The organism is Streptomyces chromofuscus, assembly GCF_015160875.1.
Classification (GTDB): Bacteria; Actinomycetota; Actinomycetes; order Streptomycetales; family Streptomycetaceae; genus Streptomyces; species Streptomyces chromofuscus.
The window spans coordinates 1,914,498-1,931,402 of the sequence record NZ_CP063374.1 but is presented as its reverse complement, the minus strand read 5'-3'; the positions used below and the strand labels follow the sequence as shown (position 1 = coordinate 1,931,402).

Annotated in this window: 11 protein-coding genes and 1 pseudogene; 8 read left to right on the top strand and 4 right to left on the bottom strand. The window is 72.1% G+C overall.

Annotated features, from left to right (window positions below; translation table 11 throughout):
- Nucleotides 1-41: 41 nt before the first annotated feature.
- Complete coding sequence (locus IPT68_RS08690) at nucleotides 42-1,508, top strand: aldehyde dehydrogenase (NADP(+)) (RefSeq protein WP_229818427.1); 1,467 nt, start codon at nucleotides 42-44, stop codon at nucleotides 1,506-1,508.
- A gap of 210 nt (nucleotides 1,509-1,718) precedes the next feature.
- On the opposite strand, the gene IPT68_RS08685 is transcribed toward IPT68_RS08690, so the two are convergent.
- Nucleotides 1,719-5,090, bottom strand: a complete 3,372-nt coding sequence (locus IPT68_RS08685) for an ALF repeat-containing protein (RefSeq protein WP_189698798.1) — start codon at nucleotides 5,088-5,090, stop codon at nucleotides 1,719-1,721.
- 534 nt (nucleotides 5,091-5,624) lie between these two features.
- On the opposite strand from IPT68_RS08685, the gene IPT68_RS08680 reads away from it, so the two are divergent.
- The 7 genes and pseudogenes from IPT68_RS08680 to IPT68_RS08650 all read left to right on the top strand — a co-directional run bounded on the left by IPT68_RS08680 (nucleotide 5,625) and on the right by IPT68_RS08650 (nucleotide 14,142).
- The gene (locus tag IPT68_RS08680) at nucleotides 5,625-6,116 is read left to right on the top strand and encodes a hypothetical protein (protein WP_373300612.1); all 492 of its coding nucleotides are present in this window, start codon (nucleotides 5,625-5,627) and stop codon (nucleotides 6,114-6,116) included.
- A gap of 56 nt (nucleotides 6,117-6,172) precedes the next feature.
- Entirely contained in the window at nucleotides 6,173-8,386 is a 2,214-nt protein-coding gene (locus IPT68_RS08675) for a S1 family peptidase (RefSeq protein ID WP_194074063.1), read from the top strand.
- Nucleotides 8,387-8,499: 113 nt separating this feature from the next.
- Nucleotides 8,500-10,455, top strand: coding sequence for a DNA/RNA non-specific endonuclease (locus IPT68_RS08670; protein WP_189698797.1), 1,956 nt, complete (start codon nucleotides 8,500-8,502; stop codon nucleotides 10,453-10,455).
- 39 nt (nucleotides 10,456-10,494) lie between these two features.
- Nucleotides 10,495-11,535 carry a hypothetical protein gene (locus tag IPT68_RS08665; RefSeq protein WP_189698796.1) on the top strand — a complete coding sequence of 347 codons (1,041 nt, stop codon included), beginning with the start codon at nucleotides 10,495-10,497 and terminating at the stop codon, nucleotides 11,533-11,535.
- Between the two features lie 30 nt (nucleotides 11,536-11,565).
- A pseudogene (locus IPT68_RS08660) lies at nucleotides 11,566-12,169 on the top strand (DUF1349 domain-containing protein).
- A gap of 108 nt (nucleotides 12,170-12,277) precedes the next feature.
- On the top strand, nucleotides 12,278-12,994 hold the full coding sequence (locus IPT68_RS08655; protein WP_189698975.1) for a DsbA family oxidoreductase: 717 nt from the start codon (nucleotides 12,278-12,280) through the stop codon (nucleotides 12,992-12,994).
- Between the two features lie 95 nt (nucleotides 12,995-13,089).
- Nucleotides 13,090-14,142 (top strand): aminotransferase class V-fold PLP-dependent enzyme, encoded by a 1,053-nt coding sequence (locus tag IPT68_RS08650; protein WP_189698795.1) that lies wholly within the window; start codon nucleotides 13,090-13,092, stop codon nucleotides 14,140-14,142.
- Nucleotides 14,143-14,214: 72 nt separating this feature from the next.
- On the opposite strand, the gene thpD is transcribed toward IPT68_RS08650, so the two are convergent.
- The 3 genes from thpD to ectB form a co-directional block, all read right to left on the bottom strand.
- On the bottom strand, nucleotides 14,215-15,108 hold the full coding sequence (thpD, locus tag IPT68_RS08645) for an ectoine hydroxylase (RefSeq protein ID WP_189698794.1): 894 nt from the start codon (nucleotides 15,106-15,108) through the stop codon (nucleotides 14,215-14,217).
- 6 nt (nucleotides 15,109-15,114) lie between these two features.
- Entirely contained in the window at nucleotides 15,115-15,519 is a 405-nt protein-coding gene (locus IPT68_RS08640) for an ectoine synthase (RefSeq protein ID WP_189698793.1), read from the bottom strand.
- Between the two features lie 65 nt (nucleotides 15,520-15,584).
- Nucleotides 15,585-16,871, bottom strand: a complete 1,287-nt coding sequence (gene ectB, locus IPT68_RS08635) for a diaminobutyrate--2-oxoglutarate transaminase (protein WP_189698792.1) — start codon at nucleotides 16,869-16,871, stop codon at nucleotides 15,585-15,587.
- Between the last annotated feature and the right edge of the window lie 34 nt (nucleotides 16,872-16,905).

Genomic DNA, 16,905 nt, shown 5'->3' with positions numbered 1-16,905 from the left:
GTGTCGACCCCCGAACCGGGAAGCAGCGCGAGCAGGTTGCGGTGGAGGCCACAGCCCAGGAGGTGGACACCACCGTCCGTGCCGCGCACGCCGCCCGTGGCGCCCTCGCCGACCGGGCCGTCCGGGCCGCCTTCCTGCGCACCGCCGCCGACCACCTGGAGGCGGCCCGGGACGGACTCGTGGAGACCGCCGACGCCGAGACGGCGCTCGGCCCCGTCCGGCTGACGGGCGAACTCGCGCGCACCTGCTATCAGTTGCGGGCCTTCGCCGACATCGTCGACGAGGGCGCCTTCCTGGACGTCGTCATCAACCACCCCGACGACACCGCCACCCCGCCCGTCCCCGACCTGCGCCGCTACAAGGTCCCGCTGGGCGTCGTCGCCGTCTACTCCGCCTCCAACTTCCCCTTCGCCTTCTCCGTCGCCGGTGGTGACACCGCCAGCGCGCTCGCGGCCGGCTGTCCCGTCGTCGTCAAGGCCCACCCCGACCACCCGGGCCTGTCCGAACTGGTCGCCAATGTGCTGCGCCGAGCCGCCCGGGAGCACGGCATACCCGACGCGGTGCTGGGCCTCGTCCACGGCTTCGAGGCGGGCGTGGAGCTCATCGGGCACCCGTTGGTCGCGGCGGCCGGGTTCACCGGCTCGGTACGCGGCGGGCGCGCCCTCTTCGACGCGGCGGCCGCCCGCCCCGTCCCGATCCCCTTCCACGGCGAGCTGGGCTCCCTGAACCCGGTGCTGGTCACCGAGGCGGCGGCGGAGGAGCGCGCCGAGCAGATAGGCGGCGGGCTCGCGGGCTCGATGACGCTGGGCGTCGGGCAGTTCTGCGTGAAGCCGGGACTGGTGCTCGCGCCCTCCGGCGCGGCGGGGGACCGGCTGGTGAAGTCGCTGACCGAGGCGGTCAGCAACACCGAGGCGGGCGTGCTGCTGGACCACCGGATGCGCGACAACTTCGTCGCCGGGGTCGCCGAGCGGGCCGCGCTCGACGGCGTCGAATCGCCCGTGACACCGGGCGCCGGCGGGGAGCACACGGTCAGCGCGGGATTCCTGACGGTGCCGGCCGAGAAGCTGGCCCGCGAGGGGGCGCACGACCTGCTCCTGGAGGAGTGCTTCGGGCCGGTGACGGTCGTGGTCCGCTACGAGGACGAGAGCGAGGCGACGGCCGTGCTCTCCCGACTGCCGGGCAACCTCACGGCGACGGTGCAGCTGTCGGCGGAGGAGGCCGCGGGAGCGGGGCGCGGACCGGAGCTGCTCGCGGAACTGACGCCGCTCGCGGGGCGCGTCCTGGTGAACGGCTGGCCCACCGGCGTCGCCGTGGCGCCGGCCCAGCACCACGGCGGGCCCTACCCGGCCACGACCTCGACGTCCACCTCCGTCGGCGGCACGGCGATCGAGCGATGGCTGCGCCCGGTCGTGTACCAGGGGGCACCGGAGGCGCTGCTGCCGCCGGAACTGCGGGACGACAACCCGCTGGGCCTGCCCCGGCGGTTCAACGGCCGTCTGGAGCGTTGAAGCGAGAAGGAGCACTGAGGCGAGAAGGCCGCCCGGCGCCGCGCGTGAGCGCGGCGGGACGGCCCGGGATCCGGCCACTCCCGGCCCGGCGGCCGTCGGGGCGGCAGTGGCCGGCAGCACGGATCCTTACGTCGGCCTCGACCAGCGGCGACCCGACGCGGCGTCCCGGGCGGGGGACCCGTGTGGCCGCCCGGGACGCCGCGACGGCCGTCAGAACATCGACGACAGCCCGCTGGTGATCGAGGAGACCAGTTCCTTGCCCTCCTCCGCGACCCGCTTCACCGCGGGAGCCACCCGCTTGGCGACCGGGGTGATCCACCTGGACTGGCCGTAGGTGACCAGGCTCAGCGCGGTGCCGCCCGCGGCCCACATGAACTCGCTGCTGGTGAAGCCGTGTTCGATGCCGGTGAACAAGGTGCTCAGCGCGCCGGCGCCCATGGCTATGCCGCCGAAGACGGCGGCGGCCGGGAGACCGACGACCGCGAACGGGGGAAAGACGAGGCTGGCGACCCCGAGGCCGGCGGAGATGAGGCCCGCGCCGATGCTGACGTAGCTGAAGGCGTCGGCCCACCAGCCGGCGTCCGAGTACCACTCGTCGTTGTCTCCGCCGCTGCCGTTCTCGTTGACCTCGTCGTGGGTGCCGCTGTCGGCCGGGTCCCTGCCGTTGTCCCGGTCCTCCTGCGCTTTCTCGGCGGCCTCGCGGGCGGCCTCGCGGGCCTCCTCCTGACGCTTCTGGACGACGATGGCGCGCGCCTGGTTCGCCGCCGCGGCCGCCGTGGCCGCGTCCCGGCCGGCCTCGAGTTCGGACTGGCGCGCGCTCGCCGCGGACGCCTGGGCGCTGTAGGCGGAGTTCAGGGCCGAACGGGCCGCGTCGATGGCCCTGTTCGCGGAGTAGTTCGCCGAGCGGGAGGCGCTGCGCGCCGTCGACGCGGCAGCCGAGGCCTTGTTCGCGGAGGCCTGTGCGTCCGCGGCCGACCTGTCCGCCGCGTCGGCGTTCTGCCGGGCCTGGTCGGAGTACTGGCCGGCCTTCGCCCCCGCGGCGATGGCCTTGTCCGCCCAGTCCTGCGCCTCCTCGGCCGCGTCGCGTGCGGTCGCCGCCACCTGCGACGCCAGTGCCGCGGTCTGCTGCGCCGTGTAGGCGGTCTTGGCCGCGGCGGCGATCGCCCCCTGGATCGCGGCGACGTGGGTGGCGGAGTCGTGGTCGAGTTGGGCCGAGGAGTACTGCACCACCTGGACGAAGTTCCGGCGCATCCACGTCGGCCCCTCCAGGGCCACGTCCCCGTACGCCTTGGTGTAGTCGCCTCCGTTCGCGACCGAGGTCGCGGTCTCGACCGCGTCGTCCTCCCGGACGGCGGCGGGGTAGGTGCGGTCGAAGAAGTCCTGCAACGCCTCCGGGGTGTTCTTGTCCAGTGCGTCGTTGGCCGCCTCGGTGACGGCCCGGCCGGGCTTCTGGTCGAGGATGCGGCCGATCTGCACCCGGTTGTCGTCCTGCGAGGCCCGGATCACCCCGGAGGTGAGGAAGTCGCCCACCGCCGTGGAGCTGCTGCTGGCCAGCGCCGCGTGCGCGGCCGCCGCGATGGCGGGGTTGGACACCTGGGCGATGTACAGGACGGTCTCGCGGTCGTCCTGGTTCTGGGCGACCGCCCGGTCGAGGTCGATCCAGGAGAACATGTCGTCGTCGCTGCCGGAGAGCGCGAACTGGGCGGCCTCCCGCGTCCACGCGCCCTTGGCTTCGAGCAGCCCGGTGGCGGCCTTGCGGCCCAGTGTGGCGGCGAGTGACAGGTCGCCGTCCGTGAACAGGGCCTTCTCGGCCGCGCTGATCAGGTCCTTGATCGCCTGATCGGTCTGCGCCTCCTGCGCCCGCTTGTTCGCGTACTCGGCCTGCTCCTGCGTCTCGATCTCGGCCAGCAGCCGGGCCTCGTCCAGGCCCTGCAGCCGCTCCTGCTCAAGGCGCGCCAGCTCGGCGCTCCGGGCCGCCTGGGCGACCGCGACGGCGTCCGTGACGGCCTGGGTGGCGGCGTCGGCGGCCTTGACGGCCTCGCCGGCGTGGGCGGTGGACTTGTTCGCGAAGTCGATGGCCTTGCCCGCGTTCGCCACGGCCTCGTCGACGGCGTCGGCGGCCTTCTCGGCGTGGGCGGCGGCGGAGTTGGCGGCGTCCCGGGCGACGCGCGCGGCGGAGGCCGCCGTGTTGGCGAGGGCCTGCGCGCTGGAGGCGGCGTTGGTGGCGCGGTTGGCGGCGGCGGTGGCGATGGCGGCCTGGCGCTTGGCCTCGGCGGCCTGCGACTGCGCGGCGCCGGACGCGGCGGCGGCCTGCGCGGCGGCGGTGGCGGCGGCCGCGGAGTTGCGAGCCGCGGAGGCGGCCGAGGCACTGGCGCTGACGGACTGGGCGCAGGCGGCCCGCGCGTAGTCGGCGGCCTTGGCCGCGGTACGGGCCTTGGCGGCGGAGTTGCGGGCCGCGACCGCGGCGTCCTTGGCCGCCTGGGTCTTGCCCGCATCCTTGGAAGCGGCGATGGCCGCGTTGTAGGCACGGGACGCGGCTCCGCCGGCGGCCGAGGCGGCCTGGGAGGCGGCCGTGGCGGCCCAGGAGGCGCGGCGGGAGGCGTTCACGGCCGCGTTGGAGGCGTTGATGGCGATACGGGCGGCGTTCGCGGCGCCCTTGGCCGCGCCGGCCGCCTTCCGGGCCGCCGCGGCGGATTTCTGTACGTCCTCCTTCGCGGCCTCGGCCTCGGCGGCGGCCCTCTCCGCCGCCTTCTTCGCCTCGGCCGCGGCGGCCAGGGCCCGCTCGGACGCCTCGACGGCGAGGTCCGTCTCGGCCTGGGCGCGCTTTCCCTCCCGGTCGACGACGGCGACGAGCTCCTCGATGGTCGCCCTCTCCTGGTCGCGGGCACGCGCGATGTGCTGACCGGTGTCGAGGAACCACTGGATGTCCGTCGCGGTGCCGTTCAGGGCGCGGTTGGCGTACTTCTGCACCTCGGGTCCGGCGTTGACCAGCATGGTGGCGACCAGGAACTGCGAGTCCTCCAGGCGGGCGGAGTACTGGCCCTCGGTCAGGAAGGACTCCAGCGCCGCCCGCGTGCCCGAGTCCAGGGCCGCGGACGCCTCGCGCCGGACGGCCTTTCCGCCGGTGGCCGACAGGGTTGCGGTGGCGACCTGGAGGTCTTCCAGGAGGGCCGACTCGTATCCGCCCTGGAGGAAGGCGGCGATGGTGCCGTCACCGCCGTCGAGCGCGGCGGTGGCCTCGCGGCGCAGGCCCTTGCCGGAACGGGCCAGGTAGCTCGCGATCGCGACGCGGTCGTCCTCCGTCGTCACCCTCGGCAGGGTCTGGCCGAGGAAGACCTGGATGTCCGCGTCGGTGCCGAACAGCGCGTCGGCGGCCGCCGCCTTGGTGGCCCTGCCACCGGTCATCCATGCCCTGACCACCTTGGCCCGGTCGGTGTCGGGCAGGGTGAGCGGATCGGCCGTGGTGGCCAGTGCCCCGGCGGCGCGGGCCACGGGCGTCCACGCCAGGGGGGTGGCGGCGGCGGCCGTGACGGCGGCGAGCGAGCCGAGAAGCCGTCTGCGACTCCAGAAAATTGTCTGCATAGGAAATTGCCCTCGTGGTCTCTGCCGGTGAGGCAGATCGGCGATCACTGACACGGCAGGCTTCCCCCGCATGCCCGGGCAGTCATGTGCGGCCCCCGTGAGGCGTATGCGTTGCCTGCGCAATGACGTGACCATACCAACGCGTGTTCACGAAGCAATCAATTTGGGGCCGCGAACGGAATCCGTCCGAGAAGTGTGCGGCACGGCTTCTTTGTCATTTCTTTGCAAGAGTCCCTACAACCGTTGGAGTTGTGTGGCGAGGGTCACAACTCACCCCCAACTGCCGCCCGTTTTGAGGCTGTTGGCGGAGTGGACAAAGCCAGGGAAGCAAGGTGGCATAGAGCGGGGGAAGGCGGCTGCCTAAATTTTTGGGGGCTTTTTTGTACGGGGGAAAGACGATTCCTTCACGCATGCCTTGAACCACGTTACGGACATCTTTTTGGAAGCAACGATTTGAGGAAAGTGATGAAGTCGCGCACCACATTTGCGGCGCAGCTGAGCCGATTTGCGATACAGCAACGGCGCGGGAGATTCCTGACCCGCGCCCTGGGCGCCGCGGCGGTCGGCGCCCTGGCATGGGCCGCCCTGGCGGCCGGCCACCCCGGTGGGTCCCACGCCCCGGCAGGCACGGCCGCGGTGGCCGACGAGGCTCCGGGGTACGCGGTCGAGGACTTCGACTACCCGCAGGCGGACAAGATCCTCACCGAGAAGAACATCCTGCTCAAGCGGGGCGACGGTCACATCACGCTCGCCGACTGCGCGAGCGGCACCGGGCAGTTGGAGGTCCAGGCCCGGGACCGGAGCAAGGTCTGCTTCGACGTCAAGGGAAACTCCGGCTGGCTGACCCTCGAGCTGCCCTCGGTCTACCTCATCCGGGGCAACGACTACACGACCGAGGCGGACATGACGGTCGGTACCGAGCAGCAGTCGTACGACATCGCGAAGAACGCCTGGACCCCCGTGGGCGAGAGCGCGGACGAGCAGGCCCGTGAGTGGACGCTCCTGGAGCTTCGGACCTCCAAGTAGCGCCCCGCCGAGCCCTCCTGTCCGATCCGTCACCACCCACCCAGGGGAACCACTTCATGACCTACGCCAGACCCGTGCGCCTCGTCGCACTGGCCGCCGCCCTGACCTTCGGCTCCGCCGCGCTCGCGGCCGGTTCCGCCGCCGCCGTCACCGGCCCCGCCGTCCCCGCCGCCGACACCACCTACGCCTACACCGCGCAGATCGTCGTCGGCGACCACGACCGCGGTTGCTCGGGTGTCCTGGTCGACCGCGAGTGGCTGCTCACCGCGGCCAGTTGCTTCGCCGCCGATCCCGCCACGAGCCTGTCCGTGCCGGCCGGAAAGCCGGCCACGAAGACCACCGCCGTCATCGGCCGCTCCGACCTCACCGGCACCGCCGGCGCCGCCCGCGTCATCGTCGAACTGGTCCCGCGCACCGACCGCGACGCGGTACTGGCCCGCCTCGACCGCCCCGTCACCAACGTGTCCCCGATCTCGCTGGCCACCACGGCGCCCACCGCCGGGGAGACCCTCGGCCTCGCCGGCTACGGCCGCACCGCGACCGAGTGGGCACCCCTCAGCCTGCACACCGGCACCTTCACCGTCGACGCCGCCGCCGCCACGACCGCCTCGGTCACCGGCACGGACGGCACGGCCGCGTGCATGGGCGACACCGGCGGCCCGCTGGTCCGCGGCAGCGGCGGCACGGCCCAACTGGCCGCGCTCGCCAGCCGGTCGTACCAGGGCGGCTGCTACGGCATCGACACCACCGAGACCCGCACGGGCGGCGTCGTCACGCGCGTCGACGACCTCGCCGCCTGGGTGAACTCCACCACCGGCGCGGTCCGCGTCACCGACTTCAACTGCGACGGCGTCGAGGACATCGCGATCTCCGACCCGCGGGCGACCGTCGGCGCGGTCGGCGCCGCGGGCCTGGTGCGGATCGTTTACGGCGGGGGCAAGGGCACGGCCGAGATCAACCAGGACCTCGACTGGGTTCCCGGCGCCGCCGAGGCCAGCGACTGGTTCGGCGAGTCCCTGGACACCGTCGACTGGAACGAGGACGGCTGCACCGACCTGGTCGTGGGCACCCCGGCCGAGGACATCGGCAGCGCGGCCGACTCCGGCATGGTCGACGTCCTGCACGGCGCCCCGGGGGGCCTCGGCACCGGCGCGGTCAAGAACACCCACTTCGAGGAGGGCTCCGGCGCCGGCTCCCTGGCCACGGCGGTCGCCCAGGCCGGCGACCGGTTCGGCGACTCCGTCGCGGCCGGCGTCACCGCCGCCGGCAAGCCGTTCCTGGTCAGCGGCGCGCCCGGGGAGGCCGTCGGCGGCCTGGCGAAGGCCGGCGCCGCCTTCTACCTCCACGGCACCACCAGCATCGTCTTCCACCAGGACAGCGCCGATGTGCCCGGCGGCGCGGAGGCGAACGACGGCTTCGGCGGCTCGGTCGCGGCCGACCCCAACTTCTTCGCCGTCGGCGCTCCCGGTGAGGCCATCGGCGAGGACGCCGGCGCCGGCAACCTGGCGGTGTTCAGCCACACCCTGACCTCCGCGGGCCTGCCCACCCCGAAGTTCGGGCTCGACCAGGACCTCGACACCGTCTCCGGCGGCGCGGAGGCGGGCGACCAGTTCGGCTACTCCCTGGCCCTGGCCCCGTACCGCCCCTCCGGCGCGGCCGCCGCCACCGACTCGATCCTCGCGGTCGGCGCCCCCGGCGAGGACCTCGACGTCGACGGCGTCTCCAAGGCCGATGCCGGCACCGCCCTGACCTTCCGTGTCACCGCCGCGGGCACCGTCACCCAGCTCTACGGCATCTCCCAGGGCACCGGCGAGGACGACGTGACCGGCACCGGGGAGGACGGCGACCGCATGGGCACCACCGTGACCGCGATCAACACCGCCCCGCGGGCCCTGAGCACCACCGCCACGATGAAGCTGGCCGTGGGCGCCCCCGGCGAGGCCATCGGCACGGCGGCCAAGGCCGGCGCGGTGCACACCTTCTCCCTGCTGGGCGCCCCGGGCGCCAACGACCGGTGGCTGGAGGCGGGTGACGGCGACGGCATTCCCACCGCGCCCGGCGCCGACCAGCAGCTGGGTTCGAGCATCCGCTACACCGGCACCAAGCTGTACGTCGGCCTGCCGCTGGGCCCCAGCACCTACGGCACCCTGTACGCCCTGCCCCTGTCGAACGTGACCGCCGGCGGCGCCGTCGCCCCCGTCACGACCTACCAGCCCGGCGCGGGCGGCCTCCCGGCAGCCGGCGACCGCTTCGGCTACGCGGCGCGGTAACCCACTCCGGCGGCACCACCCCGGCGCTCGGCGTCGGGGTGGTGCCGCCGTCATGGCTGGTCAAGTTCCCCTGAGACACCGCCCGTTGTCTGGTGCCCCCTGCGAGGAGAGGTATGACGATCAAGCATGCGAGACGACCTGGACGGCCTGGACGCAGACGCGTCAGATCGGTCGTACTGACCCTGCTGACCGTGGTGGCGGCGGGGCTCGCCACGCCCGGCGTGAGCCATGCGCAGCAGAGGGGGGAAGCGCAGCCGCCGCAGGTGGGCAGGATCGACGCGGCGGACCCGTCGGCGACCGCGCCCCTCATCGGGACCAGCGCTCTTGCGGTGGACTCCGGGGAGCAGTGCGAGCCCACGCCGGCACGCTCGAAGGAACGCCGGGCGGGTGCCGCCGAGGCATGTGTGAGCGTGAGCCCCGCCCCGGCCAGGAGCACGGCGACACGACAGAAGACCCTCGCCGCGGCCGCCGACGCCGGCAGCTGCGACCTCACCCACCCCGGCAGCTACAGCTACGAGCGCTTCTCCTACTGCGTGACCGGCATCAACGTCACCTACGTCCTCCGCGACACCAACGGCGCGGAGCTGGGCCGCGGCGTCCTGGAGGTCTCCACCGGCGGTGACCTCTCGGCGACGGCCACGACCTGGAGCGAGCAGGTCTCCGTCACCATGGTCGGCGCGACCGGCCAGGTCACCGCGCTGAACGCCAAGTTCCGCGCCTCCTGCGACGCCGGCTGCACGGCCACCAAGTCCGCCCCCTGGTACGGCGGCGGCATCGCCCTCGGCCAGACCCTGACCGGTACCGTCACCTACTCCTCACCCCGGACGACGGGTTCCTCCGCCTCCTTCTTCACGTCCTACGCGATGTACGTGACGTCCCCGGGCGCGACGGCGACCGACCCGAACGCGTCGTGGAGGAACGCGCGTCAGATCAGGTGCGACGACGCGGTCGGCGGCACGTCGGTGGCGGGCTGTGCCGTGCCCTCCGTCATGGCCGTCGTGCCGATGAAGGCGACGAGCGCGGACGCGGGCGGCGCCGTGGCCGCCTACGGCTGGGCCCAGAACCACCTCGACGGCGCCTGGGGGAAGACGGGCAGGCCACTGACCCGGTCGACGAGCGGCGTGGCCGGCCGCACCGCCGCCACCTGCGGGGGCTTCACGGCCCAGCCGGAGCTCGTCGACACCGACACCTGCGCCGACTTCCCCTTCGGGGAGGCGAAAGAGGGTGGTGCCCCCGGCGACCGGTGCGTCGAGGTGATCCCCAACCTCGGCAACGGCGAATGGGACACCTACATCTTCAACGACAGCCGTGACATGGACCCCGCCGCTCCCTGCGTGCAGTCCCATGTCACCCCTGCCGAGAAGCAGTTCGCCGACGCGCAGCTCGCCGACGGCTTCAGGGACCAACGGGTCATCGAGGCCGACCAGTTCGAGCTGGCGGTCTCGACGCCGGACACCGGCCCGCAGGCCCGCTGCCTGAACGACCCCCCGCCGGCCGGCTCGATTCCCAACGGCGACGGCTGGTTCAAGAACACCACCGAGCCGGTTCCCCTCATCCAGCAGACCGTCCCGGCGGACGGGGCGGGCCTGCGGCCGACCCAGGCGCAGGCCTGCCTCGGGAAGGGGATCGGGAGGGGTACCGGAACCCAGAAGGAGATCACCGGCTGGAAGGACGCGGAGGCCTTCAAGGCGGCGAACAATGTCACTTCCGGGCTGTCCCGGTGTCATCTCATCGCGAGCATCCTCGGCGGAAAGGGGACGACCCTGGTGACCAAGTACAACCTCGTCCCCTGCTGGCAGTCGGGGATGAACACGGGCACGCCCAGCATGCGGACCTACGAGTCCATGGCGCAGAGCATGGTCAAGGACCCCGCCTCGAGTCTCGGAGTCGACGACGCGATCTTCTACCAGGTGACACCCGTGTACAGGGACGCCAACAGCACCATCCCGGTGGGGGTCACGATGAACGCCACCGTCGAACGGGTGAACGGGGCGACCGAGCAACTGTTCCCCAACGTCTTCATCCCCAACACCCTGGCGGACACCCTGCAGTACAACCTCGGTAACTGACCGACCGTTCCTCACCAGCGCACGCCAACGGGAGCCCGAATGAGTTTCACCACCCCACCGAGGCCGGTCGACGTGACCGCGCTCTTCCCTCAACTGGCCCCGCTGGCACGCACGGCGACCCGGCTGCATCCGCGTCCCGGGTCGCCGACCGTCTCCGACAGCTCCGTCGGCGGGCCGCTGCTGTGGCCCGCCGACGAGCCGTGGCCGTACTGCGACGAGCCGCACGACAGGCGCGTGGCGCCGGTGGTCCACTCACCGGACGACATCCGGCTCCACCGGCGTGTCTGCGCCGCGTCGGCCGAGCGGCTGCACCTCGACCCCGAGGCACCCCGGTGGACCCCCGAGGAACGGGAGACGCTGGAGCGGATCGGCGCGGGCCGCCCGTGGTTCGACGGCCCGATCCCCCTGCTTCCCGTCGCCCAGCTGTACGCCCGCGACGTGCCCTTCCCCTGCCCGCCCGACGCGGATCTCCTCCAGGTCCTGTGGTGCCCCTTCGACCACGCGATGGCGCACCCCCGGACCGCCCTCTTGTGGCGCTCCTCCGCCACCGTCACCGATGTCCTCGACGCACCGCCCGAGCCGCCGGTCATCCAGCTCGGCCACTACCTCCCGGAGCCGTGCCTGCTCTCACCGGAGCAGGTCACCGATTTCCCCAACCCCATGGAGCTGGGCAAGGAACTGCGCGACCAGGTGGACGACATGAGCCGCTGGGAGTCGGTCGACCCCGTGCTGTACAGCTCGTACGCGGAAGATCCGCAGGAGCTCTACTTCACCAACCTCTGCCACGCCCCCGGCTGGAAGACCGGCGGCTGGACCCGCTGGGGCCTGACCGACCCCGTCGACCGCTCCTGCCCCGAGTGCGGGACGGAGGCGGTCCCGCTGCTCACCATCGCCTCGTCGGAATGGGACTCCGTCGGCGTGACCTGGATCGCCGAGGAGGAAGGGACGGCCCCGGCCCCGCCTCCCCTGGGCGCCCGGGACGGCAACTTCACCCTGATCGACATCGTCGGCGGCTACGACCTTCAGCTCCATGTCTGCCCGGCCGACCCGTCCCACCCCCACATCGAGCTGGTTCAGTAGGGGACGCCCGGGCTCTGAGAAGACCTGGCCATGGACATGGAACTTCCCGAGGTGTCCTTCCCCCTGCGCAGTTACGGGCCCGACGGCAACTGGGCCTTTGAGGACGGTGTGCTCACCGGATGGGCCGGGGCGCGGCAGGACCGGTTCGTGCCGCCCACCGGGGAGGCGCTGGAGCCCGCCGCCGACGCGCCCCGGCTGCTGGGGGCGCCCGAAGGGGACTTCCAGCTGATCGCCCGGGTGACGGTCGGCTTCAACGCGGCCTTCGACGCCGGGGTGCTCTACGTCCACGTCGGCGCGCGGGAGTGGGCCAAGCTCTGCCTGGAGTACTCTCCGGACGTGCCGACCGTCTGCACGGTGGTCACCCGCGGCCACTCCGACGACGCCAACTCCTTCACCGTGGAGGGCAGTTCCGTCTGGCTGCGGGTCAGCCGCACCGGCCGCGCGTTCGCCTTCCACGCCTCCCGGGACGGCGAGCGGTGGACCTTCGTCCGGCTGTTCACGCTGGGCGGGGAGACGGAGACGGGCGCCGCCCTGGTCGGGTTCATGACGCAGTCGCCGACGGGGGAGGGGTGTGTGGTGACCTACGATCGAGTTCCGGCCCTTCTGGCCGCGTGAGCTGCGCGACGGCAGCTGAGCGCGCGGGCCGGCCGAGGCGCCCTCGGGAATGAACGGGAGCTCTTGAACGTTCACGTACCGGCGGAGAGGGCCTCCGCCGCCGTACGACCTGGAGAGAGCTGTGACCCTGCGCGTCGAGATCTGGAGCGACATCGCCTGCCCCTGGTGCTATGTGGGCAAGGCCCGCTTCGAGAGGGCGCTCGCGGCCTTCCCGCAGCGCGACCAGGTCGAGGTGGTGCACCGGTCCTTCGAGCTGGACCCCGGACGGGCCAAGGACGACGTGCAGCCCGTGCTGACGATGCTCGCGAAGAAGTACGGCATGAGCGAGGCGCAGGCGCGGGCGGGCGAGGACAACCTGGGCGCGCAGGCCGCGGCCGAGGGGCTGGAGTACCGCACGCGGGACCGCGACCACGGCAACACCTTCGACATGCACCGCCTGCTCCACCTCGCCAAGGAGCACGGGCGGCAGGACGAGCTGATCCAGCGGCTGTACCGGGCGAACTTCGCCGAGGAGCGGTCCGTCTTCAACGACGACGAGCGGCTCGTGGAGATCGCCGTCGGCGCCGGGCTCGACGAGGCCGAGGTGCGCGGGGTGCTCGCCGACCCGCGGGCCTACGCCGACGAGGTCCGCGCCGATGAGCGGGAGGCCGCGCAGCTCGGGGCGACCGGGGTGCCGTTCTTCGTGCTCGACCGGAAGTACGGGGTGTCGGGAGCCCAGCCCGCGGAGGTGTTCGAGCGGGCGCTGACGCAGGCCTGGGGCGAGCGGTCGCCGCTGACGCTGATCGAGGACGGCGGCGCGGACGCGTGCGGCCCCGACGGGTGCGCGGTGCCGCCCCGGCAGTGAACGCGCTGGTCGGACGGCGTGCATAAGCGTCTCTTAGGGGTTCCCCGTAGAAATACGCGATGGACTTGGGGACTCTCCGGTCGCAGAGTGGAGCCATGGAGACCTTCGAGAGTCTGGTCCGTGCCGAGTTCGCCCCGCAGAACACCTACCTGAACACCGCGAGCAACGGGCTGCTGCCGGCCCGCACCGTGACCGCGTTGCACGAGGCGGTGCGGCTGCGGGTCGAGGGCCGATCCCTGGACCCGCTGTTCGACGACGTGGAAGCCGCTCGCGCGGTCTTCGCCCGGTTGGCCGGAGTCCCGGTCGGCCGGGTGGCGGCGGGGGCCTCGGTCGCCGCGCACACCGGCGTGATCGCCGCCTCACTGCCCGCGGGCGCCGAGGTCCTCACCGCCGAGGACGACTTCACCTCCGTCCTCAACCCGTTCCACGTGCGCGGCGACCTCAAGGTGCGGGCCGTGCCGCTGGAGCGGATCGCCGAGGCCGTCCGCCCGGGCACCGCGCTGGTCGCGGTCAGCGCCGCCCAGTCCGCCGACGGCCGCGTCGCCGACCTACCCGCGCTGCGCGAGGCGGCCCGGGAGCACGGGGCCCGTACCTACATCGACTTCTCGCAGGCCGCCGGCTGGCTGCCGATGGACGCCGACGCGTACGACTTCACCACCGTCACCTGCTACAAGTGGCTGCTCGGCCCGCACGGGGCGGCCTTCTTCGTCGTGCCGGAGGACTTCGGCGGACTGACGCCGGTGCTGGCGGGCTGGGTCGCCGGGGAGATCCCCATGGACAGCTGCTACGGCCCGGTCACCGAACTCGCCCACTCCGCACGGCGCTTCGACCTCACCCCGGCCCTGTTCACCTACGCCGGGCTGCGCCGCTCGCTCGAACTGATCGAGGAACTCGGCGTGGACGCCGTGCACGCCCATGACCTCGCGCTCGCCGACCGCTTCCGCGCGGGTCTCGGCGAACTGGGCCACGAGGCCGTCCCCGCGCCCGGCTCCGCGATCGTCTCCGTGCCGGGACTCGGGCACCGGGCGGAGGAGCTGGCGCGCGCGGACGTCCAGGTCTCCAGCCGCGCGGGCAATCTGCGGGCGTCGTTCCACCTGTACAACACGCCCGCCGACGTGGATCGCGTCCTGGACGTGCTGTCCGCCTGACCCGCCGCACGAGCGGAGCCCGGGCCCCGCGAAGGGGCCCGGGCCCGACGGCTCCGGCTCAGGCGCGACGGCTCACCTCACCGGCGTGAAGTCCCGCGCGCCGACGAACGACGGCCGGCGCACCGGTGCCGCGAACGGCTCGACCGCCGCGTTCTCCACGCTGTTGAACACGATGAAGACGTTGCTGCGTGGGAACGGCGTGATGTTGTCGCCCGACCCGTGCATGCAGTTGCAGTCGAACCAGGTCGCCGAACCGGCCTTGCCGGTGAACAGCTTGATGCCGTACTGCGAGGCCATCGCGGTCAGCGCCTCGTCCGACGGCGTGCCCGCGTCCTGCATCTGCAGCGACTTCTTGTAGTTGTCCTTCGGCGTGGCCCCCGCGCACCCGAGGAACGTCTTGTGCGACCCCGGCATGATCATGAGACCGCCGTTGGTGTCGTAGTTCTCGGTCAGTGCGATCGAGACGGACACCGTCCGCATGTTCGGCAGCCCGTCCTCGGCGTGCCAGGTCTCGAAGTCCGAGTGCCAGTAGAAGCCGCTCGCCCCGAAACCGGGCTTGACGTTGATCCGCGACTGGTGGACGTACACGTCCGAGCCGAGGATCTGCCGTGCCCGTCCGACGACCCGCTCGTCGCGCACGAGCGCGGCGAACACCTCGCTGATCCGGTGCACTTCGAAGACGGACCGGATCTCCTTGGACTTCGGTTCGACGACCGACCGCTCGTCGGCCCGGATCACCGGGTCGTTCACCAGCCGGTCGAGCTCCTGCCGGTAGACGGCGACCTCGTCCTCGCCGATGAGTTCCTCGACGGCGAGGAAGCCGTCACGCTCGTACGCCTGGAGACCGGCGACGTCGACGGGGCCCGGCGTGCCGGGCGCGCCCCAGACGACGGGGTCCTGGCGGGGGGTGGTCACCTCGGTGGTGCCGCGGCTGGGATACAGATCGGTGACGGTGGTGGTGGTCATGGTCGGTCACACCTCCTCGGGTTCGGTGAGCAGGGGGTAGACGCCGTTCTCGTCGTGGTCCTCCCGTCCGGTCACGGGCGGGTTGAACACGCAGACGCAGCGGAAGTTCTCCTTGACGCGGAGCGTGTGCCGCTCGTGGCCGTCGAGGAGGTACATGGTCCCGGGCGTGATGGTGTACGTCCGGGAGGTCTCGTGGTCGGTCAGTTCGGCCTCGCCCTCGACGCACACCACGGCCTCGATGTGGTTGGCGTACCACATCGACGTCTCGGTGCCGGCGTAGAGGACGGTCTCGTGCAGGGAGAAGCCGACCTTCTCCTTGGCGAGGACGATGCGCTTGCTCTCCCAGGTGCCGGACGCGGCCTTCACGTGCCGGTCGGTGCCTTCGAGTTCCTTGAACGAACGGACGATCACGGTGGTGCGATGCCTCCTGGGTATCGGGGTCCTGGTGCCGGGGTGGGGTGGTGAGGTGACGACTCTCAGACGGTCACGAGCGGGGAGGTCTCCCGGACCGCGCGGGCGAGGACGCGTAGGCCCTCGTCCAGCTCCTCGGGGGTGATGGTCAGCGCGGGCAGCAGCTTGACGACCTCGCTCTCCGGGCCGGACGTCTCGATGAGCAGGCCCAGTTCGAAGGCGCGTCGGGCGACCCGCTCGGCCCGCGCCTTGTCGTGGAACTCCATGCCCCAGACCAGGCCGCGGCCCCGGTACTCCTTCACGTCGGCCAGGTTCTCCTCGGTGATGGCGATCAGTGCCTGCTCGACCTGCTCACCGCGGCTGCGGGTCTGCTTCTCCATCGCCGAGCCGTCCGTCCAGTACGTCTCCAGCGCGGCCGTCGCGGTGACGAACGCCGGGTTGTTGCCCCGGAACGTGCCGTTGTGCTCGCCCGGCTCCCACACGTCCAGCTCGGGCTTGAACAGGCACAGCGACATGGGCAGCCCGTACCCGCTGATGGACTTCGACACCGTCACGATGTCGGGGACGACACCGGCCTCCTCGAACGAGAAGAAGGCGCCGGTACGGCCGCAGCCCATCTGGATGTCGTCGACGATCAGCAGCATGTCCTGGCGCTCGCACAGATCGGCCAGCGCGCGCAGCCACTCGGGGCGGGCCACGTTGATGCCGCCCTCGCCCTGCACCGTCTCGACGATCACGGCGGCGGGCTTGTTCAGGCCGGAACCCTGGTCTTCCAGCAGGCGCTCGAACCACAGGAAGTCCGGGACCTTGCCGTCGAAGTAGTTGTCGAACGGCATCGGCGTGCCGTGCACCAGCGGGATACCGGCACCGGCTCGCTTGAAGGCGTTGCCGGTCACGGCGAGGGACCCCAGGGACATGCCGTGGAAGGCGTTGGTGAACGACACGATCGCCTCCCGTCCCTTCACCTTCCGCGCCAGCTTCAGCGCGGACTCCACGGCGTTGGTGCCCGTCGGTCCCGGGAACATGACCTTGTACGGCAGGTCGCGCGGCCGCAGCACCAGGTCCTGGAAGGTCTGCAGGAAGGCGCGTTTGGCGGTGGTCGACATGTCGAGACCGTGGGTGACGCCGTCCCGCTCCAGATAGTCGAGCAGGGCCCGTTTCAGCACGGGGTTGTTGTGTCCGTAGTTGAGCGAGCCGGCGCCGGCGAAGAAGTCGAGGTACTCGTGGCCGTCCTCGTCGTACATCCGGCTGCCGCGCGCACGGTCGAAGACGGTGGGCCAGCCGCGGCAGTAGCTGCGCACCTCGGACTCCAGGGTTTCGAAGACGCTGAGGTCGGGCTGGGTGATGGTCACGGGGATTCGCTCCTCTGTGCGACTGATCAATGTG